General features: G+C 48.5%; 22 protein-coding genes. 9 read left to right on the plus strand and 13 right to left on the minus strand.

Translation table 11 applies throughout. The features are described 5' to 3' along the window. Positions 1-65: 65 nt before the first annotated feature. The gene (locus tag AK95_RS29530) at positions 66-626 is read right to left on the minus strand and encodes a WIAG-tail domain (protein WP_071223485.1); all 561 of its coding nucleotides are present in this window, start codon (positions 624-626) and stop codon (positions 66-68) included. An 82-nt stretch (positions 627-708) separates the two neighbouring features. Continuing rightward, complete coding sequence (locus tag AK95_RS29535) at positions 709-1,854, minus strand: glycosyltransferase family 4 protein (protein WP_071223486.1); 1,146 nt, start codon at positions 1,852-1,854, stop codon at positions 709-711. Between the two features lie 293 nt (positions 1,855-2,147). Between AK95_RS29535 and AK95_RS29540 the strand changes: the two genes are divergently transcribed. Beyond that, complete coding sequence (locus AK95_RS29540; protein WP_071223487.1) at positions 2,148-3,251, plus strand: YheC/YheD family endospore coat-associated protein; 1,104 nt, start codon at positions 2,148-2,150, stop codon at positions 3,249-3,251. A gap of 257 nt (positions 3,252-3,508) precedes the next feature. On the opposite strand, the gene AK95_RS29545 is transcribed toward AK95_RS29540, so the two are convergent. The 6 genes from AK95_RS29545 to AK95_RS34650 form a co-directional block, all read right to left on the minus strand. Further along, positions 3,509-6,190, minus strand: a complete 2,682-nt coding sequence (locus AK95_RS29545) for a DUF5704 domain-containing protein (RefSeq protein ID WP_235613249.1) — start codon at positions 6,188-6,190, stop codon at positions 3,509-3,511. Between the two features lie 993 nt (positions 6,191-7,183). Continuing rightward, positions 7,184-8,383, minus strand: coding sequence for an S-layer homology domain-containing protein (locus tag AK95_RS29555; RefSeq protein WP_071223489.1), 1,200 nt, complete (start codon positions 8,381-8,383; stop codon positions 7,184-7,186). 322 nt (positions 8,384-8,705) lie between these two features. Further along, the gene (locus AK95_RS29560) at positions 8,706-9,104 is read right to left on the minus strand and encodes a helix-turn-helix transcriptional regulator (protein WP_071223490.1); all 399 of its coding nucleotides are present in this window, start codon (positions 9,102-9,104) and stop codon (positions 8,706-8,708) included. A gap of 114 nt (positions 9,105-9,218) precedes the next feature. Beyond that, positions 9,219-9,845: a hypothetical protein gene (locus tag AK95_RS29565; protein ID WP_235613250.1), complete on the minus strand. Its 627-nt coding sequence runs from the start codon at positions 9,843-9,845 to the stop codon at positions 9,219-9,221. A 293-nt stretch (positions 9,846-10,138) separates the two neighbouring features. Next, the gene (locus tag AK95_RS29570) at positions 10,139-10,534 is read right to left on the minus strand and encodes a hypothetical protein (protein ID WP_235613251.1); all 396 of its coding nucleotides are present in this window, start codon (positions 10,532-10,534) and stop codon (positions 10,139-10,141) included. A gap of 130 nt (positions 10,535-10,664) precedes the next feature. Continuing rightward, on the minus strand, positions 10,665-10,820 hold the full coding sequence (locus AK95_RS34650; protein ID WP_201259443.1) for a hypothetical protein: 156 nt from the start codon (positions 10,818-10,820) through the stop codon (positions 10,665-10,667). A 220-nt stretch (positions 10,821-11,040) separates the two neighbouring features. Between AK95_RS34650 and AK95_RS29575 the strand changes: the two genes are divergently transcribed. From AK95_RS29575 to queF, 6 genes are all read left to right on the plus strand, one after another. Further along, positions 11,041-11,493 carry a cell division protein ZapB gene (locus tag AK95_RS29575; protein WP_071223493.1) on the plus strand — a complete coding sequence of 151 codons (453 nt, stop codon included), beginning with the start codon at positions 11,041-11,043 and terminating at the stop codon, positions 11,491-11,493. Between the two features lie 54 nt (positions 11,494-11,547). After that, positions 11,548-12,252 carry an AIM24 family protein gene (locus tag AK95_RS29580; RefSeq protein WP_071223494.1) on the plus strand — a complete coding sequence of 235 codons (705 nt, stop codon included), beginning with the start codon at positions 11,548-11,550 and terminating at the stop codon, positions 12,250-12,252. 277 nt (positions 12,253-12,529) lie between these two features. Next, entirely contained in the window at positions 12,530-13,201 is a 672-nt protein-coding gene (gene queC, locus AK95_RS29585; protein WP_071223495.1) for a 7-cyano-7-deazaguanine synthase QueC, read from the plus strand. A 1-nt stretch (position 13,202) separates the two neighbouring features. Then, positions 13,203-13,694 carry a 6-carboxytetrahydropterin synthase QueD gene (queD, locus tag AK95_RS29590; RefSeq protein WP_071223496.1) on the plus strand — a complete coding sequence of 164 codons (492 nt, stop codon included), beginning with the start codon at positions 13,203-13,205 and terminating at the stop codon, positions 13,692-13,694. Beyond that, a complete protein-coding gene (gene queE, locus AK95_RS29595; protein ID WP_071223497.1) occupies positions 13,687-14,478 on the plus strand; it encodes a 7-carboxy-7-deazaguanine synthase QueE in 792 nt (263 codons plus the stop codon). The genes queD and queE overlap by 8 nt, the downstream gene beginning before the upstream one ends. A gap of 67 nt (positions 14,479-14,545) precedes the next feature. Next, the gene (gene queF, locus AK95_RS29600) at positions 14,546-15,043 is read left to right on the plus strand and encodes a preQ(1) synthase (protein WP_009591586.1); all 498 of its coding nucleotides are present in this window, start codon (positions 14,546-14,548) and stop codon (positions 15,041-15,043) included. Positions 15,044-15,162: 119 nt separating this feature from the next. Here the strand turns inward: queF and AK95_RS29605 are convergent, their stop codons facing one another. The 3 genes from AK95_RS29605 to AK95_RS29615 form a co-directional block, all read right to left on the minus strand. Next, on the minus strand, positions 15,163-16,068 hold the full coding sequence (locus tag AK95_RS29605) for an EcsC family protein (protein ID WP_071223498.1): 906 nt from the start codon (positions 16,066-16,068) through the stop codon (positions 15,163-15,165). 195 nt (positions 16,069-16,263) lie between these two features. Further along, positions 16,264-16,737: a Dps family protein gene (locus AK95_RS29610; protein ID WP_071223499.1), complete on the minus strand. Its 474-nt coding sequence runs from the start codon at positions 16,735-16,737 to the stop codon at positions 16,264-16,266. A gap of 207 nt (positions 16,738-16,944) precedes the next feature. Beyond that, entirely contained in the window at positions 16,945-18,393 is a 1,449-nt protein-coding gene (locus tag AK95_RS29615; protein ID WP_071223500.1) for a potassium/proton antiporter, read from the minus strand. A 193-nt stretch (positions 18,394-18,586) separates the two neighbouring features. On the opposite strand from AK95_RS29615, the gene AK95_RS29620 reads away from it, so the two are divergent. Next, complete coding sequence (locus AK95_RS29620) at positions 18,587-19,696, plus strand: GNAT family N-acetyltransferase (protein WP_071223501.1); 1,110 nt, start codon at positions 18,587-18,589, stop codon at positions 19,694-19,696. A 194-nt stretch (positions 19,697-19,890) separates the two neighbouring features. Here AK95_RS29620 and AK95_RS34345 read toward each other — a convergent pair whose 3' ends face one another. Both AK95_RS34345 and AK95_RS29630 read right to left on the minus strand, forming a co-directional pair. After that, entirely contained in the window at positions 19,891-20,244 is a 354-nt protein-coding gene (locus tag AK95_RS34345) for a hypothetical protein (RefSeq protein ID WP_071223502.1), read from the minus strand. 77 nt (positions 20,245-20,321) lie between these two features. After that, the gene (locus tag AK95_RS29630) at positions 20,322-20,984 is read right to left on the minus strand and encodes a general stress protein (protein ID WP_071223503.1); all 663 of its coding nucleotides are present in this window, start codon (positions 20,982-20,984) and stop codon (positions 20,322-20,324) included. A gap of 235 nt (positions 20,985-21,219) precedes the next feature. On the opposite strand from AK95_RS29630, the gene AK95_RS29635 reads away from it, so the two are divergent. Next, positions 21,220-22,173 (plus strand): hypothetical protein, encoded by a 954-nt coding sequence (locus tag AK95_RS29635; protein WP_071223504.1) that lies wholly within the window; start codon positions 21,220-21,222, stop codon positions 22,171-22,173. Positions 22,174-22,221: the final 48 nt, after the last annotated feature.

Consider the following 22,221-nt stretch of genomic DNA (forward strand, 5'->3'; position numbering starts at 1 on the left):
TCCCCATCCGCTATCTGTACATACAAAAAGGGCGGGGAGTAAACTCCCTGCCCTTTTTTACGATTTTATTGTCCGCCTATTGCTATCCATGATAACCATCCGGCTGCATGCGGATTGCCTGCGGACCTTGTGATGCCGACCATCGCCTGAAGCTCATTCCGTGACCTGACCCCCGCTTGAAACCCGGGGTCGCTGCATGATACCACCATGACATAATTTCCATCGGCATAAGGGGACTGGAGCGAGACGGCAACATCGATGGTGTCCACGCCTTCAGGAAACATGAACGGCATATCGCCAAACTGCTGCATTAATGGCCTGTCAGGCATCCCTTGTACCGGATTAAAGCTCAAATGCGCCAAGTCCACCGAATGGCTTGCAATTTTAGAGGAAGTAATCGATTCAGGGGATAAGTGAATGCTATATACAGAATAGTCTTCAATCGCCTCGCTTCTTACACTGCGATGTCGAAGATGAGCCGCGTCAATCGTATCATCGGCCAATTCATACTCGGCCGTACCGCCACGATCAATGCCCGGTCTGTACGCGGATGTCTTGAGACGGCCAGGATATCGCCGGTACGGTCTCTTCCCTCTTCCCCTGGTGATCCTTCTGGCTTTGTTCACTGTCGACTCTCTCCTCTGCTTCTAATCGTTACTCCATCCTATTCGGCAAGGGGGGCGCCTGCCACTGTTCCATCGGTTATCCTCAGATGGTCTGCATCAAATGAACCCAGCGCTCGGCCGTATGGTCCCATCTGAAGCGCTGCCGCACCGTTTCGCGACCGGCCATTCCGATCTGTCTGCGAAGATTTTCGTCCTGCAGCAGATTGTTAATCTGCTGTGCAAGTCCGGCTGGAAAATCATCGCTTTGCACCAAATACCCCGTCACTCCGTTTTCCACAATTTCCGGAATTCCTCCGGCGCTTGAAGCGATGACCGGCACGCCTGCTGCCATGGCTTCGACATTCACGAGTCCAAACGCCTCTCTGGGTGCAGACGGAACAACCACGATGTCTGCAAGCGAATACCAATCCGCAATAGCCGGGTATGGCACAAAGGGGCGAAAGTTTACCCAATGCTGGTAGGGTCTTGCAGCTTTTTTCAATTCCCGCACATAGGCGGTTTCCCAATCCGATCCGTATCCGGCGCTCCCGATAATGAGCAGCAGTACATCCGGATGCTTATCGATGATCTGCGGCAGTGCTTCCAGCAAATGGTGAACGCCTTTATCCGGAATAAGTCGTCCGGCAAACAGGATGATGCGCCGCCCGTTCCATCCGTAATGAGCAAGTCGGGCTTCCCGCAATGCCTTGGCTGCCGGGCTGAAGGGCGGGGTAAAATGCTCCAGACTGACTCCGAGATGATTGATCGTAATTTTATCCGACAGCTCCGGATGCCTTATCGTGATATCTTCCAGCAAAAAACGGCTGTTCACCACGATGCCGTCCATCCACCTGGCGATGTTTCCGAACCGCTGCTCGCTCATATACGGAGGCGATATAAAGGTATTGGAATGGAGATTAAGTACAGTCTTTACATCCGGGAGATGCATCTTCAGACGCTGAGCTAACAGCGGGCGATTGTGTACTTCGATAATATCCGGTCTCCATTTCTGAAGCCTCCGCAGCAGGGAAGGATAATAATTCGCTCCCGATGGCAGGCGGTAACACGGAACGCCATTGATCGTGTCTTTTGAAGGGAGTCCTTTTCCAAGCACTCCAAATATGCGCACATCCATGGCTCCCTGTGCCAATGGAATGGTCTGCTCCACTACACGCTCGACAGAGCTGCTCCTCCCCGAAGGAATCACAAAGGACCCCGGCGTCACAACGGCCACCTTCCGCAAACCCATAACTCCACACCCTTCTCACAACGTATCTATATGAAAAACCACTACTGATATATCATAGGTACCCATCCCCCTTGATACCAGCAGTGTTTCATTGCCCTAATTCAAAAAAGCGCATCCCTGTCATGTGTATGGCCGGATACCTTAACATATACCGAATCAGGGGCTATTGGTGACTAATCTTTCGATAAAGAATAGGCCAACCACGGGCGACACCCGTCCACCCGGGACAAACTTCCTGCTGCATACGATGTGGTACAAAGACTCCATGATCTGTGGTAACAAGGAGGATGACCATGCATCCGGAATTTGTCGGCATTCTGCTCAACAACAACACGTATCGCAGAATTTCCAGCGGGAGAATCGGCACTGAATCACTGGCTAACTATGAAGAAGCCGCTGCCATGTACGGACTGGTTCCTTGTTTTTTTACCATTCATCATATTTCATTGGATACCGGAAAGGTGACAGGATATATACCCATTCCATCCGGGTACCGCCGTGTCCACATTCCCATTCCACGCGCCATCCATATGCGCGCCATCTACCACAACCGACGTGAACTCAAGCGGATCGACGATCTGATCAAACAAGGAATCTTTGTGTTTAACGGCCGTACGCGCTACGGCAAGGATACGATACACCATATGCTGGAACAGGATCCGGGATTAACGAATGCCTTACCGCATACGGTAAAGGCTACGCCCGTCTCCATTCGATCCATGTTAAGCCAACATGGTGACCTCGTCTTAAAACCATGCAGCGGCAGTATCGGCATCGGCATTATGCGGCTAAAAAGCAGCACCGGGCACAGCCAATTGACGTATTCGCGTTCCTCCCCTTCGGCTAAAGGATGGAGAACAGTAACATTGGCCGAGGGCAAGCTTCATCCGTTAATCTACCAGAGAATCAGACGTGCGCCCTTTCTGGCACAGGAGCGCATTCCGCTGGCAGAATACAGGGGGCGTCCCTTTGACATCAGGGTCACCGTGCAGCGGGGGGGCAGCGGCAGCTGGGAAATCGCGGGAATGTTTGCCAAAACCTCGCCGCCTCAAACCTTTGTCTCCAACATCGCGCAAGGGGGTTCCGCCTATCAGGTACCGGACATTCTAACCCGCTGCATGCCGAATGCCCCAATCGGAGAAACCCTCGAGCGTATTGCGGAATTTTCCCTGCATATCGCCCGCATCCTGTCCCTGTTTATTCCGTATGCTGCCGATTTTGGACTGGACATCGGGATTACCGAAGATGGAAGGCTCTATTTCATTGAGTGCAACGGCTGCGATCAACGGTATGGTTTCCTGGAGGCTGGCATGGGAGAGGCATGGAAGAACTCGTATCGGAATCCAATGGCTTTTGTCCGCCATCTCTACGATAACGATGCCTGGCCCTCGTATTGAGATAAGCCGAATGCGTTGGCGATGACGCTTACGGTTTGATCCCGATACGGGATACACCGCCCCTTGTCTGTATCGAAACCTAATTCCATGTAAACCATGTAGCCGTGAATCAACAGAGCTTTTTCATGCAAGCACTGCGAGCACAACCCAAAAACAGCCACCGCCTTTGAGAAATACTCAGGCGTGGCTGTTTTGGTGTTGTTACGGGTAAGGATTAGGGATCATCCTCTTTAACATAAGGAGGTCAGGTGAAAACTTTAATGAGGTACCTGAGATTTAAAATCCCCTTTGCTGGACTGATCGGCATGATAGAATATGACATCCCCATCCATCAGAGAAAACCGCTTACCATACGGATCGTTATACGTACGGCTGTATCCTTCAAGCTGCCATTGATTCATGAGTGGGCCATGAATGTATTGCAAATGGGGTTTGGCCGTGTTGCCCTCCCGGATCGTCTCGATGTTGAAATTGACCACGATATACCCTTTTTTGAGAAAAATCGAGGATTTCTCGTCTAGGCGGTTCGTTCGTCCATAAGCGGCCAGGTCGGTCCCTTTCTTCACCACATACACGTCGGCAGGAAGACTGTATTCACCATACCAGCGCTGTACAGCTGCGTTGGCCCGCTCCGTGTCAACGGAGGCTGGCAATCCTGACTTCGGGCCGATCAGTGTGCGTATTTCGTATGGAAGCAGCATCCAGTCGAGCCGACCTACCCAGGTCTTGCTTTTGCTGATCTTCTCCAAGTACTGCTTCATGTAGGCCGCCGCAGACATTCCCGCCGGGGCTCCGCCGCGGTTGTACAAATACGAAGCCGTATCCTGCAGCTCGTCTTGCGGAACATTGCGCAGCCTGTCATTCAGGATGACATAACGCTTCTCCGTGTCCTGCGGGGAACCGATCCGAATAAACTTCCGGTTTCCGCTGTGGTAATACAGATCAACGGGCTGCCGTCTGCTGCCGTCCCGATGAACAAAATAAAAGCTCGGGGTAATTGAAATGCCGTCTTGTACACCAAACATATTGCCCTTCGTCTTCACATCGAATTTGAAATGGTAGCCTGTCTTTACGGCTGCATTCTTATATCCCTGTGTCGGATGCTTGCCCGGTGCGATGGGCAGTGTGTACGGAAGCGAGTTCCCGCGTGTTCCACCGTCAATATCGCGAAGTCCTGTCCAATAGGACGCGCCGCTTGGTGCCGCATTCCCTTTTTGTTTGCGGAAGACCGTCTCCCAGTTATAATCGGCAATATCCGTGATATGGAAATCATATACGCGCCCGATCACTTCAACTGGTTCTATATCCGTAGCCACATGGTGAGCCAAATCCAGGTTCGCGCTGGGCTGAGTCGTGAAGTCGGATGGAGCGTTCTCCGCAATCGTACGGAAATATACCTGATAATCCCCCTCATCCACCCATACCGGCAGGAAAAACTCAGTGTCCAGCTGAGCCGTCGGGATTGTAATCCAGGTGTCTTTTGGATAAAAGGTGCTCCTGTCGCTGCTGTAGACATCGAACGGAAAATACACCTGTTTCGATCTTACATACTTCGCATAGTCCCGGTCTCCGTATCCCTGGATGTTCCGATGTTGACCCGAGGTAGGGATGCGTACCGTAAACGGCCGATCCAAGACGAATGCAGAGCGGTTCGGGTTCGGGGTCGTCTTCTGATTGTGGGCCTGATCATCCGTCACCGACGAATAATTGACTACCGGCGTATGAACGGTGACGGTGTTGATGGCGTGAATCGGAAATGATTGATTAGATCCGCCATTAATGTTGCCGGGTATGAGATCATAATCAATTGTCCCTGTGCTCGTTGTATTCGCTCTATTCAATAATGTATTGCTAATGAGATAGTTTCTGCCGTATAGGACGTCTCTTTGAATCGTCGCAGCCGGGGGAATGATCCCTGGTGTTGGTGCCGTTCCTTGCGCCCAGCTGTCACTCATGACGGTAGATCCGTTAAACAGGACTCTATCATTTTTCACCTGGTTTTGACCTACAGCCGACTCCGCTGCAGATGTAAAATTTATTGTCGGCACCGCGGGTTTGCTCGAACCGCCTGAAACAGTTTCTGTTCCTAAATCCACTTCTTCGCATGATGCAGGCTCCACATGATCGTCAACATTCGCACTATGATCGGATGTAAGAACAGGAGGGGTGTAGCCGGCTGGAGTAAGGCTCACTGATCCGCCCGGTAATGCATAATTGCTGACGGTCGATCTGGCTAACTTATAAACCTCTAAATTATCGATTTGCCAGTAGGAAAACGGTCTAGTTATCGTAACTTGTTCTTCTACCTGAACCTCTTCTTCCATGGGTTCATCAGGTGTACCGGGATCATCCGGACCTGAGCTTGGTTCTCCCGGTATCGTCCAGGTAAGAATGTATGTCTTTTTGACGGGAACGGTGTAGGTAATTTCCCCCAACATATTTGCCCACTGGTTCTTGTACAGATAATTGAGCCCGAATACATTGACATATAGGGATTCCGAAGTCGGTATCCCGTCAAGAACATCATACTTTTCAGAGTCTCGATTGTCCGCCTTAATTACGCCCGTTGCCACGGGGTCCATAACCATATGCGATGTAACGGTTCCCTTTCTCGCCGGACCGATTTGGATTCCGCATGTGTTGGGTGGGCCACCTGTTCCCGGATCTCCTCCACCGGTATTCCCGCAAGACGAGCCTGCCCCAACCTGAATCGAAGCATTGTCAGTTTCATCCAGTGCCTGGGCCGTATCTTTAAAATGAGCCGTAATCGTCGCTTGTCCCGTGCTTGCCACGGCTGTCACTACACCGGAAGCATTGACAGTCATGACACTGCTATCCGAGCTTCGCCAAGTCAACTTCTCATGTCTTTGCAGATTGTATGTACTTCCGTCTACCTTCGTTAATTTCGCTGTGAGCTGAATGGTACCGGATGGTGGCACACACGTCGCGCCTGTTATTTCTAAGCTTGATGTTCCATCTGCAAAGGTGGCTCGAAGGAGTTTGTCTTTGTACATATATGTGTAAGAATCAAAGTCGACGAAAAACTTCGAGAAATACCAAACTTGCTTCGCACCAGGATTTGCCCAGTATCGATTGTAGGTGTCATTATTGAAGGTCTGGGAGAAGTTAATTGTAATTAAGTCAAGATTATCATTATCCACACTAGCAACTTCCCCACCTACTGTACTAGCGTCCGATGTTCCAGATGTACCATGGACATCAGCAATTGGCGTTCTAAAATCAACTGAAACATTCGAAGCTCTTACCTCATCAGATATTGCACCATTACGTATCCAAGAACCAAGTAATGAGTGACCTGGCTCAGAGATGAGAAAGGCAGCTGACCGATTAATAGGAGCTTTTAACCCACGATCTGTGCATCCAGGATATCTAGGTAATTGATGCCCCTGAATATTTTCCCTTTCAACATTTCTACAGTTTTTGTTATCCATAATTGTTCCAAAGGTACTCGAGGCCTTCCATAATTGTCCATACTCTTTCCCCGCGTCTGATACTGACCATCTATCCCAGTAATATACACCACCATAATTTGTGTTGTTTTTAGAGGTAACTTTAGTTTTAGTACCACTTAATTTATCTTTGCCACTCCATGTCGATAAGCCTGGAGTAAATCCGTTTATTGATCTTATAGGAGCGTCAGTAGTTCTATTAACCCATTCGAGTTTTTTTATTATTTTTCCCACTGGTGCATTCACGACAATTTTTTTTGTTTCTAACTCTTTCTTAGAAGAGAAGATGTGACCGCCGCTTTCGTAGTCTTTAGAATCAATAACAAAATCAAAGTCAATATTTTTAGTAACATCATTAGCAGCATAAGTGGATTGTCCGTGTGGTAGTAACAGTAAAGTAATTAGAAATAAACTTATTTGGATGACACTGAGGGACTTTATAATCTTCATAGCGTTTACCCTCTACTTGATCAAAACAGATCTTGAGAGTGTGTTAAGATACACTGGAGCACCAGCTGTGATAGTTTCAACCAACACTTCAATTGATCCACCAGTGCTAAAACCCTTTTTTGGAATGACTAATCCATAAATTTGTTTTTCCTTTTCTTTTGATTCGATCACATACGGCATGTTTAAAATAGTTCCATTAGGCTTCCCATTATAACCCATGATGTTTAGACTTAATCGTTTAAACGGATAAAGCTTAGGTTTCTTATTAACAACATAATGTGATTTTAAAAGGATAACATAAGCTTGTAGATCATTAGTGAATACATTTTCTTTTGAACCAAACTTCCATACTAGTTTATTTTTACTTGGCAACAGTTTACGATTTGGATCTTTCGGGTCATTCCAATCAATTGCAATAAGTTCATCTACTTGGGCTACAACGGACCCATCTGGTGCACCGAATTGCAGCTTCGAAAGCTTCCAAGAATCGATCCCTACATTTTTGTTATTGTTATCCGGCCCATTAAAAATCTCCGGTGCCACCGAGAAAATATTCGTCTTATGCCAATACACTTCGGCCGCGGCTACGGCATATTTATCAACGGGGAGCTCCTTGCCGCTTTTTACCTGAAGCAAACGCTCTATAACCGCAATAGCTTGAGCCCTTGTCGTAGTACCCGTAGGCGATATTACGCCTGGTGCAGTCCCGGATATGATACCGTCCTTGGATGCAAGATACATCCACTGCTTATCTTCCACGTTCTTATATCCCAGCGCTTTTACCGCTAGCTTAGCCATCTCTTCGCGCGTCATTCGTTTCGTTAAGTCACTGTTACCGAAATCGCCAGCCTTATAGATTCCTGCCGATTCTGCGGCAGCTACGTAAGGAGCATACCAAGAACCTGAACTTAAGGAAGCCACTTCGATATCCATGGCCGAAACTGCCATTTTAATAAATTCCGCTCGAGTTACCTGCTTGTTAGGCAGGAATCTTTTATCCGGATAACCATCCACATAACCTCGTTGGATTGCATCTTGAATAGCGCCCTGGGCCCAGTGCCCTTGAGTATCCGTAAATTGACTAGTCTTCGTGTCACGAGATTCCACCGTCTTGTCTGCATGACTCCCTTGCGCTGCCTCCACCGTGTTCAGATAGAAGCTTCCGACGAACAAGGACAATACCGTTAATACACTGATCGAGATTTTCTTCATGAATATCCTCCTATACAAGTTGTGGAATAAACCTATGCTATTGCTCCATATCTCCTTCCTACGCCCTTGCTTAGGGACATCAACCGCCGTCTCTCACAATTACACATCCATGACATTTTTGGATGAATGAGAGAAATTATAGTTATATTATCATATAATCATCTATTTTGGTATAATATTCCTATCCTGATTCTAATTTACTACTCTATTCACATCTCCACATGAGATAATTAATTTCCCATAAATTTATAAAAACCTCGACGATAGTCACATGAAGATGTGTCCTTCGTTCGAGGTTTAATTGTTACACGTAGTGGAACGGTTATAGAACGGTAGAGGATTCATCCCGGTCCCCGGCCTGAATTTCAGCTTTTTCCGCGCTTTGCTTATATACAGCAGCCAATACCTTCTCATAAGCGCTTTCAAATTCATCGGGCAGCATCGGCTTGATTTGCTCCAATATGGTCAATAGCTTAAATAACGCCTGTACCTCCTCTTCCGATAAACCAAGCGGGTACATTGCAAAATGCCCGATAAATGTGTAACCTCGGCCTCGGCCTTGGTGAGTGATGGGAATATGCATGGCGCTGAGGGCATCCATATCCCGATAAATGGTTCTTTCGCTGGTTCCACAACGTTCGGCAAGCTCTCGAGCCAGTATACCTGGTCTTGCTTGTACAAGGGTAATGATTCTCATTAGTCGGATCAGTCGGTCTGTCATATGGCATTCTCCCTATCTTTCTAGTAAATTAGACATACATTTATTGACTGCTAAATAGTACATTCGACCCTGAAATCATTTTTCCTTTTTTATATACAGATTCTTCGTTCCCAGTTATTCTTTAAGTCTAAAGTCCCTTTTTCTATTCGCATTTTCAGAAGATAATTGCCGATATGTATCCAGATATAATCCAATTAGTTGATATAGGGTCTCTGCCTCCCTCAAATAATCCGCATCCCGAAATCGGATTGCGTATAAAAGCATCTCATCTGCCTGTCTACGAATCATTTCTTCTCCTCGAGCCAGCTTCCCCCGTTCCAGCTCTCTTCTTGCTTGCTCCAGAATGGAAGCATTCTGGTATAACTTCAGCACGTTCTCAACGCGATCATCTGCCCTCCGGTATTTCAATGCCGTATGATTGCTGAATTGAAGCGGAATCGTTCGAGACGGCTGCAAGACGACCTGCTGCTTCTGAACTTCCATGTAGGTCCATAGAGCGGTAATTATGGGATACACCCCCGATTGCCTGGCTCCGACACTTAGCTCAAGAACCAGCTGTTTGGTTCTCCCTTCCGACAAAGAACCTAAAGACAATGAAATGTTGCGATCATTCAATATCTCGCCATGGCATCCATACATATGTCCTACTTGAACGTTTTCCCCTAATTGAAGGTGTAATTGGACATCTTCAGCCATGGGCTGATTAAAGCCGCCATGAGACTTCTTTTTTTGCTTTAACACACCAGCCCTCCACTCGATCAGCAGAAAGACCTGACTAGTGCCCCCAGCGAATACATGGCTGTGGCTCCATGTAAAATCCGAAAACAAGCCAGACTGCAATACATCCACCTCTTTCCTCTTCTTCTAATAATGTACCAATACAGATGGACATCTTACTGTCACGGAACATATGTTCCTATTATGAATTCGACAAAAAAAGACCACAGCCCTAGCAGCTGCGGTCTTTTGGATATGCTGATTTTTGTCAGATGTCGGACACGGAAGTCTTTTACTGCCTCGTAATTGACTTATTCCTACAATAAAACGGTCTGTACAATGGCAAATAATAATACATAAATGCCTATAGCAATCCCTAAAAACTTTATCCATTGGCTGGATCCGATGCGGTACCATTCGATAATGGCTGCGCTGTTCGCCGCCAGCCCGGTCATTAAAGCAAATATAAGGATGAGGAATGCCAGCTTTAACGACATGAAGCTGATCAATCCGCTTACGATAAGCGCCGCTCCGAAGGGCAGCTGAAAAGAACCGATCTTCGCAATGAATTCCTTCAAGTCAAGCTTCTGCTTCGTAATCATATTGCCCGTAAACCAGAAGGAACCCAATAAAATGACAATTGAGAACAGCCCCAGTAAAAGCGCCCGGCTCCCCATGCCGAAATCACTTAACAGGGCCGACATCACACCCAATCCGGAATAGAACACCTGCTTTATACCACACTCATACGCAAAAGAATGAAGTTCCATTCGCAATTAAACGCAAAAAAACCGGAGACGTTCTCCGGTTTTAATGGCTGTTGATTTCACTATACAGGGTCTATTAACCTATTTCTGCTGCCGAAACGGGTTTATCTCCAGTATGTCTTGATGTACGTTGAATGGGAGCGTACGTTACTTTATCAATTAATAATCCGTTACCCACGGGTTTTCCATTCACTGTAATCATAATTTTCTTCACGTTGTTTTCCTTTATCATGATTGTAATCTCCTTTTATCTGTTCGTTCATTTTATGATCATTACTATGGGAAGGCTTGTTGGGCGCTTGCTTACATACATTACCCTTTACTTGAGCTAGTTAAACAACTTGGCCTGCTAATAGATTCACTTCCATCGCAAATGTGGGTAATATATTAATAGAAACCTGTCGGAATCTGATTCGTATTTACTATAAATAATCGAATGGTGGTGGTCCCTCTTGCATAAGCCGACAAAATCCAAGCTAATTCAACTTTCCCTCATATTGCTGGTGGCGGGGATCGCGCTGCCGGCCGGTGGACGGACCGCCAGCGCCAATTACTTTAATAATTTGTACGACAATATCCAGCAGTTCTCCGGACTGCCCGATGAAATAAACCAGCTCAAGAACAACTATAACCAAGCCCTGCAGGAACTTGATAAAGCCAGAATCGCTTCCGAACGGCTGCAGCAGCAAAATCTGACGCTGGCGGAGCAGAACTCCAATCTCGCGGAGCAGAACCAGCAATTAACCCAAATGGTAAGCCAGCTTCAGGAGGCTGAAGCCGCACGAAATCGCGGGGCGGAACGTATAAAGACCGTGGCGATCACCGCCGTGGCATTAGCTGCCGGATACTTTGTCATCATTCGCGTCCTGCGATTCGGCATGCGCCGAACGAATCGTTCTAAATAGGACAAGCTCTTATCCAGATCCCTACCATCCAACCAGGCAAAAGGAGGCGCGGCCATGATTATCCGAATGGAAGATGCAGCCGGCAGCGGAGCGGGACAAGCGGTTACGTTCTCCCTGACTGAAGGGGACACGGCCCATGTCCTCCATCCTGAGCAAATCGTTGCCTATCGGGGGCCCTCCTCCGGACGCAGCGACCGTCTCATGAACGTAAAAGGCATGTACCGCAAGAAAAAATGGATTCGTGCCGATATTACAGGGCCCAGTCAGTTTACGGCTGCACTCCCCCCAGGCTTCAATATGCATGAAATTGAGCTGGAAGGCGAACAGGACATGCTCTATGATTTTCGGCATGTTTTCTTTTATACCAAGCATGTTACGATGCAGACACGAATCCTTAAGATCAAGAACATGCTGGTCACGCGGGATGCGATTAAGATGAAGTTTTCCGGAAATGGCAGCATCGGCATTTTGACCCAGGGTCCGGTATGTAAAGTCAAGCTGCATCCTACCGAGCCGTTGTATGTGGACGCCGGGAGCATCATCGCCTATCCGGAAGCGGCCAAGCTGGACCTGACCGTATACGGCAATCATCTGGCCAGCCAGCATATGAACTACCACTGGAAGCTGACCGGTGACGGTTACGTGTTGTTTCAAGCGGGACGCCAGAATCAGCGACTCGTGGACGAATTAAACGATGAAGGCATCATCAAGCGTTTTCTGCGGGAAGCAATTCCCTTTGGCGGAGTGTTTATCAAATAATCGGGCCGTGTTATAATAGAGGGCGTAATCAGACTGCATGCTGGATTCTAACACCCTATGCGGTCACAAGGACAACAGAAGACAATCCATGCGCCTCTCGCGGCGTGTGGGAGAGGTTCGTGAACTCCCTCTATAAAAAACTATCGTGTCTTATTCGGTACTGCACCCTAAGAATAAGGCTTGTTTTTTTACGGATTCAGTTCAATGAACTTCTCTTTCTTCTACAGGTTCAGCCCTTTTGGCTGTTCTTAAAATATGAAGGATGAGAGGTTTTTTTATGCTTAAAAATGAAAAAGCGGTCGTTGTTTTCAGCGGTGGTCAAGACAGCACCACCTGCCTGTTCTGGGCGAAGGAACGCTTCGCCGAAGTGGAAACCGTAACCTTTGATTATGGCCAACGCCATAAGCTTGAAATAGAATGCGCGGCACAGATCGCCAAGGAACAAAGCGTGAAGCAAACCGTGCTTGATATGAGCCTGCTTAATCAGCTGGCACCGAATGCGCTGACGCGCAGCGATATCGAAATTGCCGAAGGCGACGGCTTGCCCACTACGTTTGTGGAGGGACGAAACCTGCTGTTTCTCAGCTTTGCCGCTGTGCTGGCCAAGGGCATCGGTGCCAAACATCTGATCACGGGCGTATGCGAAACGGATTTCAGTGGTTATCCCGATTGCCGGGACAGCTTCATCAAGTCACTAAACGTTACGCTGAATCTGGCTATGGATTACCCGTTCGTCATTCACACGCCGCTTATGTGGCTCGACAAATCGGAAACCTGGGAACTAGCCGACCAGATGAATGCACTTGAATATATTCGCGACCATACGTTAACCTGCTATAACGGCATCAAGGGCGATGGCTGCGGGGAATGCCCTGCATGCAAGCTGAGAAAAGCGGGGCTCGATAACTATATGCAGCGCCGTAATCGTGTATCCGAAGGGGGCGTCTGATATGAGCCGCGAGCCCGGGGCTTTCCGCATTGTAGAGCATCTGCAAAAGCTTGGCGAAGACATCGATGCCGGAAGCCTGCGTTACCATCGGAAGCGGGTGCTTGTCTCTAAGGAGTTTACCTTTGATGCTGCCCATCATCTGCATTGCTATGAAGGAAAATGCAAGAACCTGCACGGCCACACATACAAAGTGGTCTTTGGTATCAGCGGTACTCCCAATGAAGTGGGCATTACCGTGGATTTCGGGGACATTAAGGACTGCTGGAAAACAGACATTGAACCTTATCTGGATCACCGTTACTTGAACGAGACCCTGCCGCCAATGAACACAACAGCGGAAAACATGGTGGTCTGGCTGTTTGAAAAAATGGAAGAATCCCTTCGCAGCAGAGAGTCGCACGAGCAACAAGGCACCCGAACCGAATTCGTTCGCCTGTTCGAGACGCCGACCAGCTACGCTGAGGTCAGACGGGAGTGGATGATCGATGAATAATGTGCATGTAAAGCCTGAGAACGATTCAACTGCCTCCTCCCCGGTCATAGCAGTGGACCGTCCGATTCCCGTGATGGAGATTTTCGGTCCTACTGTTCAAGGTGAAGGCATGGTCGTTGGCCGCAAGACCATGTTCGTTCGTACGGCGGGCTGCGATTATCGCTGCTCCTGGTGCGACTCCGCGTTTACGTGGGACGGATCCGCCAAGGACACCATTTCGCGCATGAATGCAGACGAAATCTGGCAAGAGCTGTACCGGCTGGGCGGTGAGCGCTTCGATCATGTCACCCTGTCCGGCGGCAATCCCGCGCTTCTCTCGCAGCTCGGCACGCTTGTGGATGAGCTGCACCGACATGGAATTACCGTTGCCGTGGAGACCCAAGGTTCACGCTGGCAGGATTGGCTGAATGACATTGATGAGGTCACCATCTCCCCCAAGCCGCCAAGCTCAGGTATGGATACGGACTGGGGCAAACTCGATGATATCGTCTCCAAGCTGTCCGCTCGGGCGCCAGGAAGATCCTTCAGCCTCAAGGTTGTCGTATTTGACGATAAAGACCTCAGCTATGCGGAAACGGTCCATGAGCGATACCCGAACGTGCCGTTTTATTTGCAGACCGGCAATCCCGATGTAGGTACAGGCGATACCACTTCGCTGGTCTCCCATCTGCTGGATCGGTACGAGTTGCTTGTCGATGCCGTCATGCAATCCGACCGGTTGAACGATGTGCGTGTCCTGCCGCAATTGCACACGCTCGTTTGGGGCAATAAACGCGGCGTGTGACGTTATAATAAAAAATACGCTGCGCCTGATTGAGCATTTATTCATTTTAATAAAGGAGCTACCTTATATGGCTGGAAGACAAAAAGAAGAAATGGAAGACGTTACCCTGCTCGGCAACCAAGGCACGAAATATACGTTTGAATATGATCCCGGCATATTGGAGAGCTTTGACAACAAGCATCCTTACCGCGACTATTTCGTCAAATTCAACTGTCCCGAATTTACAAGCTTGTGCCCGATCACAGGACAGCCGGACTTTGCGACCATCTACATCAGCTACATTCCGGATATCAAGATGGTGGAGAGCAAGTCCTTGAAGCTGTACCTGTTCAGCTTCCGCAATCATGGGGACTTTCATGAGGACTGCGTCAATATCATCATGAATGACCTCATCAAACTGATGGATCCGAGATATATCGAGGTATGGGGCAAATTTACCCCGCGGGGCGGCATTTCCATCGATCCATATTGCAATTACGGTCGTCCGGGGACCAAATACGAGGAGATCGCTGCGAACCGTTTGATGAATCATGACCTCTATCCGGAAAAAGTGGACAACCGATAGGTAGCCTTTTTCCTGAATGATGTCAGTTCTAATTTCATAATTTCATAATGATGATAAAAAGGGTTACCGCCTAAGGTGGGCAACCCTTTTTTTGTCATTTTATCAGGAGGACTACACGATTACAGGGGATATTCCATATTCTTAAGCCGGTAATTCAGACGCCGCTTCTTGTACAGCATTTTCCCCGCTTCGGCCACATCGCTGATCGTCCCTTTGTTGCTGATCGAACCGAATACAATCCCGGCGATCGGAATCAGCTGAAACAGCTTCTTCATCCCGAAGTTATCGGTATAAGACTGAACGACTTCACGCCAGCCCTGCAGCTGTGAGAATACCTGCTCTGTCATTTGTTCATCATCAAAAGTGGCGAGTTCCTCGAGCACCGCTTTTTTTCCCACGATATCGGCAGATGCAAACTGCAAGCACTTCACGATAAACACCCGCTCCCGGGGATCGTTCGGATCATAACCGTAACAAAGCGCCATCTCCTGCAGCACCTTAAGCGATTGACCGAGCACCATCGGGAGATCGGCCGCTATCGTAAATATCCCCCCGATTCCCGTGGCTGCTCCTTGCGCTGCGGCGAATTTGACTCGTTTTACCGTCAGTGTATCCGCTGCAGTGTCCATGACTTGGAGCGGCAGCTTCGCGGCAGATGCCAGCGTAAGCCCGGAAGTCGCCACTACCTCCTCTTCGCTCTCATCTTCAATGGATTCCTCCGGAGCAGACTTTACGGAAGGGCCGGAAACCGAATTCGGACCGTCCAATCCCGCTGCCTGTGCCAGAACGTTCATAACCGACTTCTCGCGAACCAGATGCTTTCCGCCGCTCTGAATAAATCCGCCTACCTCATTCAAGGCGCTTCCGATTTTCTCTTGAACAGCCTTGGGCGTGAGGCGATCCAGCAGCATGAAAGGAATTCTTCCGAGCTTCTCCCAGAACATGACATCCTTCTGCTCTTTCTCCCATTTCAAAATCTCTTGAAGCTGCGACTCCAGCTGTTGTCGTGATTCCATCTCTGTCATCCTCACTACTCCTATCCAACATTAAAAGTAACTATAAACTGTATACGCAGTTCATTGAAGAAAGACGCAATAAATTTCAAATTTAATCTTACAACATCACACGCAAGATTAACAAAAAAGAGATCAACCCAATCGGGTCGATCTCCCTCTTTATTATCGCAATCCGTCAGGCGACGCAAGCATACAGATGTGAAATTATTTACCCAAGAAGGCATTCAGCATCCAGGTATGCTTCTGTACATCGCTGACCATGCCGGTCAACAGATCGGATGTAGCGTCGTCACCTTCTTGATCTGCGGCTTCGATTCCCGCCTTCAGTTCGCCGGCAAGCTGCTCGAAATCCGCAACCAGCTGTCCGACCATCTGCTCGGCCGTGTTTTCATCAGAAACCTCTTTCAGCGTGACCAGTTTCAGATATTGCGCCATACTGGCTGCCGGTTTGCCGCCAATGGCCAGCATCCGCTCTGCCAGCTCATCCACATAACCAGCTGCTGTGTTGTACAGTTCCTCGAATTTCTCGTGCAGCATATAGAACTGAGGACCTTTTACATACCAGTGATAGTGGTGAAGCTTCACGCCAAGCAAACTCCAATTGGCTACCTGCGTGTTCAAAATTTGTTGAAGTTCATTGGTTGTCGTTCCTTGTGTTTGTTGGGTTAAGTTATTCATCTATATCGTCTCCTTTGTTATTGTATTTAGACTTATTCTAAATCCTTGTATTAATCATAACAGATTCTTATCTCTTTTGCAAAGGGAATCGGAAACTTATCAGATGAAGATAGGATGAAGAAATTACCTTCTATTTATACCTATCCTAACTTATTTTTAAGATCAACTGCTATGATAGGCATCATATTTCTCCGGCTGCAAGTAATCTTAAGACAACCCCAGGATCGTTTTCATTTCCTTCCGCTTTTGCTTCGGATTCATGACATATAAAGTATCCCCTGCCTCAATGACCGTACTCCCCTTAGGCGTAATGATACGTTTCTCCCGAATAATAGCCGTAAAGAGAATATCGTCCGGCAGATTCAACTGCTGAATCTCCTTGCCGACAATGGGCATCTCCCCATCCACCAAAATATGGTTGATCTCGGAATCCGTTTTTCCAAGAGCCATTAACTCTAATAATGTCGGTGCTTTGGCTTTATCCTTCTCCACCAGCGAAAGCATCTGCGTGAGCGGAGAGATCGTGGTGCCTTGGATCACCGCTGAGGTCAACACAACAAAGAACACGACATTAAAAAACAATTCTCCATGCTTGATTCCCGCCAGAACGGGATATGTAGCCAGGACGATCGGTACGGCCCCGCGAAGGCCCGCCCATGAAATTAATATTTTCTCCCGCATGGCAAATTTGGTAAACAACAGGCTGCTGAACACGCCGATCGGCCTGGCTATAAATATGAGAATCAGGGACAATAACAGTCCTTGCCATACAACCTCCGACAGCTCATTCGGGAAAACAAGCAGCCCGAGCAGCACAAACATGACGATCTGCATCATCCAGGCGAAACCTTGATTAAATGCCTGAATCGTCTTGCGGTATGTCAGCTCGGTATTGCCGAGCAGCAAAGCCATCACGTACACGGCGAGCAAACCGCTGGCTCCAAGCCAAGCGGCGGCGGCATAAGTCATCACGGCGAATCCCAGTGCCGTTACGGGATATAAGCCCGAGGAATCGAAATTGATACGATTGATCACATATACGGCCAGCATTCCGATAAGAACACCGACAACCAGACCCAGTCCCATCTCCATTACGAACGAAAAAATAAGACCGATCAAATTCAGTTCCGGGTATTCGATCCATTCGATAAGGGATACGGTTAGAAATACCGCCATCGGGTCATTGCTTCCGGATTCAGCCTCCAGCGTCATTCGAATCCGTTTCTTCAAATTCGTTCCGCCGAGAACCGAGAACACGGCCGCCGCGTCCGTCGAACCAACAATCGCACCAATTAACAGCCCCTCTTGTAACGAAATATCCAGAATGAATGCAGCGCATATTCCGACAACAACCGTTGTCAGCAAGACACCTATCGTTGCAAGTGAAATGGCCGTCCCCATAACCGGCTTGATTTCTTTGAAATCGGTCTGCATCCCGCCCTGAAACAATATGACAATCAAAGCAAATATGCCGACCAGCTGTGTGAGCTCCGCATTATCGTAATAAATGAAGCGGCTGAGAATCATCCCGATGGCAATAAACAGCACCAGGGCGGGCATGCCGAAGCGAGAAGAAAATTTGGTGGTCAATACACCTGTCACTAGCAAGGCGCCGCATAATAAAATCATGGAATCAACAAAACTTGGCAAGCTCATCCCTCCGGTGCGTCAAATTCGTACATTATATTACCCGAAAATCATCGCTTCCTCGCACACAATTAGTACTCCATCGGTCAAAGATTAACGGCGGAGCTGGCAGACAAGAAATTTGCAAACGTTTACTGGAAATTCCACGCCCAATGACTTTATACTGGTAACAAGCGACATACATAGGGGAGGCGTCAATCGAGTGAACATTTCTATTATGAAAAGCGATCAACTACATCAAGCTGTTGAGCTGTCCGACCGTATATTTCTGAAGCAGCCGGAACAGCCTTCTATGGGGGTGTCCTTTCCTCCGATATTCTCGCCGGGAATCAGCCATTCCTACGGTGCATGGGATCAAGACAAACTCGTTTCATTCATGGGATTCGTACCATTTACCATTCAAACTCGCGGTGCCCGATTAAATGTCTACTCCATCGGCTCCGTCTGCACAGATCCGGAATACCGGGGTCAGCGACTCGCAGGCAGTCTCCTGGAAGAGTGTATCCGTCATGGCGAAGCTTCGGGGGCATCCTTGATCCTTATTTCCGGCGGCAGATCCCTGTATACCCGGGCAGGCAGCCGTTTGTTCGGCCGTGCACTCCGGTTCCGTCTAGACCCGGCCGTCACTGAGCCCTTACGGGCGGTAACGGGAAAACAAGTGCGCATCCGGGCAATGCAGCCGCAGGATTTATTCCACCTTCAAAGGCTAATGGAACAGCGGGAAGCCGGTTATGTTACCACGGCTTCGGAGCTTAACAAGCTGCTGGGTGCGAGCGCCTACTCCAACGTGATCCGCCTTGAGCAGCAGGTGCTTGTCGCCGAAGAAGACGGCGTGTTGACTGCATTTGCTATCATCGCCGTACCCGGAGCTGTGATGACTCCTTCGAGAGAATCTACCCTTGTAGAATGGGGGGGAAGTCCTGAAGCGGCTGCGCTGGTCATAGCCGAGGCGATCTCTTCCTTCAACCTGTCAGAGCTAACCGTTCCACTGCCATGGCAGGATAACGAGCTGGCAGCGTTAATCCAATCCGCCGGCATCAAGCCAGAATATATTCAGAATGAGGGGACCGTGTATTTGGTTAGCGGCCCGGAACTGCTCCGTCAGTTGGCTCCCGCGCTGCCTGAGGGGTTGATTCAGGCAGATGGCGAGCATGGTCCTTACCGTCTTAGCTTGAACAATGAAGTATTGGAACTGGATGATGAGGGTTTGCTCTCGATCCTGTTTGATCCGGAATCCTCTTATCGGGCTAACGGAAGCATAACCTTTGAACCTATCCCTCTCCCGTACACAACAGGTCTTCAATATATTTGACGCAGATACTGAGGGTGCATTTGATCCTTCCCCTAGCGGGGAGGTCATGTGCACCCTTTTTATTTGCTAGGTTATAGATCTGAATCTATTACCCGACAGTATATACCGCTGCTATTCATACCAACCATGGTCGTTCGCCTATTTTTAACTGGATATGTGCCCTTCACCTCCGCTTCTACATAGGATGAAATAACCTATCTGATAGAAAGAGGTGCATGGCTTGAATCATCATCCAAAAAGAGGCCTGCAATCCCAAACAAGCCTGGGTATTCCTGGGCTCTTCCCCGGATATCCGTTCTATCCTTATCCATACTATCCACCTTATTATCCGATCTATCCTTTCCCTCCGTTTTATCCGGGATATCCCGGTCACGGATTTCCTGGACACGGGCATGGACATGGCCCATGGCATCCTGGCGGACCGGGATACGGTCCGGGTCCGTGGCATCCAGGCGGTCCTGGTGGTCCCGGACACGGACACGGTCCTGGCGGCGGTCCCGGTTACGGGCCGAGGGGAACACAGAGACAGCGCAGTAAGCGGTAAACACTCGCTAACGCGCAATAACAACCCGCCCGGTTCATCCCGGGCGGGTTGTTATTGATAATCCATATCTATAAATGAAGTTTACCGTCTCTTCGAGATCTCATCCCGATCCGGACTTATGGCACCGCCATTACCATCACCATAACCTTGATACAGATTAGGGTCCGGAACCGCATCCTCGGTGGCAGCCGCTGCTTCGGAACGTGAATCTACCGGCGCACCGGAACCGCTATAGGTGCCTTCCTCACGGTAATGATGTTCATTTAGGGCGCTATTGCTGCGGAATATATCATATACCCGGCCACCGTTCGTTTCATCTGCATCCACCATGACCAGAATATGGCCTTCATCCACATAGCCCCCATATTCCTCGGCTTGCTCTTCCGGAATTCCGAGTCCAATGAGACCACCTACCAATCCGCCCGCGCCGGCGCCAACGGCTGCTCCCGTAAGGGTTGCCGCGATCGGACCAGCCGCGATGATCGGACCAATGCCTGGAATGGCCAATGCACCTAAGCCGGCCAGCAATCCGGTTACACCGCCTAATACACCGCCTGTGGCCGCACCGGATGCCAAGCCCTCAGGTGCCTTGGTGCCGGTCTCCTCCTGAATATGAGAAGATTCACCGCGATCTTTGGCAATGACAGAGATTTCATCGGCTCTGAAACCTTGCTGCTTTAGTTCCTCAATGGCCCGGGTTGCTTCCTGCTCCGTCCGAAAAGCTCCTACAATTTTCTGAGTCATATGAATTCCTCCTTATGGTCATTTTCGGTTATCGCTGTACATTCCTAACTTAAACGCCAGCCGCCCTAATCAAACAAAAAAAACGATATTGCGTCTGTAAAAGGCCTCCCCGCAGATATCAAAAAACCCATGATTATCCAGTCATATAACTGGTAATATTTAACTCTGTGAATATTCATGTTAATATAGCAAGTAAGCACTTGTACCTTAAAAATAGAATAGGGTTGGTGATTGCATGAACTGGTTCAAGCCATTCGAGGACGATCTTGCTGCTGCATTCGCAGTCTGCGAAGCAAGGTTATCCGAGCTCCCTGCTCCCTTGAATGAAATCGGTCTTTCCTACTTAAGAAAGTTTGACGTGTTCGAGCAGGACAGTTCCAAAAATTACATTTGTTATCTGCTTCCTTTTTGGATGAAAGAACTGACCGAACTCCCCGCCGATGTATACCGACACCTCTCAGCGGCCAACATTATCGGCATGTTATACTACTTCATTCAAGACGACATAATGGACTCGCCCCATGACAGTCAGTCTTCCACAGATTCGAAACATCATCTCGCACTTGCTAACCTGCTGTATTACGAGTTTCTCACATCCTATCAACCCTATTTTCCAGCAAACTCCGACTTCTGGTCTTATTTCAAAAACTACACGCACGAATGGTCGGAAGGCGTTATCCATGAAACCCAGGATGATTACTTCAAGCACAACCCTATCATGGTTGCAAAAAAGGCAGCTCCCGTAAAGCTGGGAAGCACGGCAGCATTGCTTTTATCTGATCAAGCAGGCCTCATTCCACGAACGAATGATGTAATGAACCATGTTTTGCTTACCTTGCAGATGATGGACGATTGGACCGATTGGAAGCAGGATCTTGCGGATGGCAGCTACAATTGCCTGCTGTCTCTCATTAAATCGGAATTGGGACGACCGTGCGACACAAATCTGACGATGACCGAAGTTCAAGAAGCCATTTATATCAACAACGCGTTGAAGCCCTATGCAGACATTGCTGCAGCGACCCATGCCAATCTCTTATCTGTAGATATAGAAGCCCCCCATCTCATCTCCTTTCATCAAACGATGGTAGACGAGCTTCAAGCCGAAGCGAATCATATCGAAAACAGTAAAGAAACCCTTTCTTTTGGCGGATTAAACTATTACTTGTCTATTCTAAGCAAAAAATAATAGATTTTATATTTGTTCCATGGTATTCTTTAAGAGTAAAAAATAACC

The organism is Paenibacillus sp. LC231 (assembly GCF_001860525.1).
In the GTDB taxonomy this organism is placed as follows: Bacteria; Bacillota; Bacilli; order Paenibacillales; family Paenibacillaceae; genus Paenibacillus_AQ.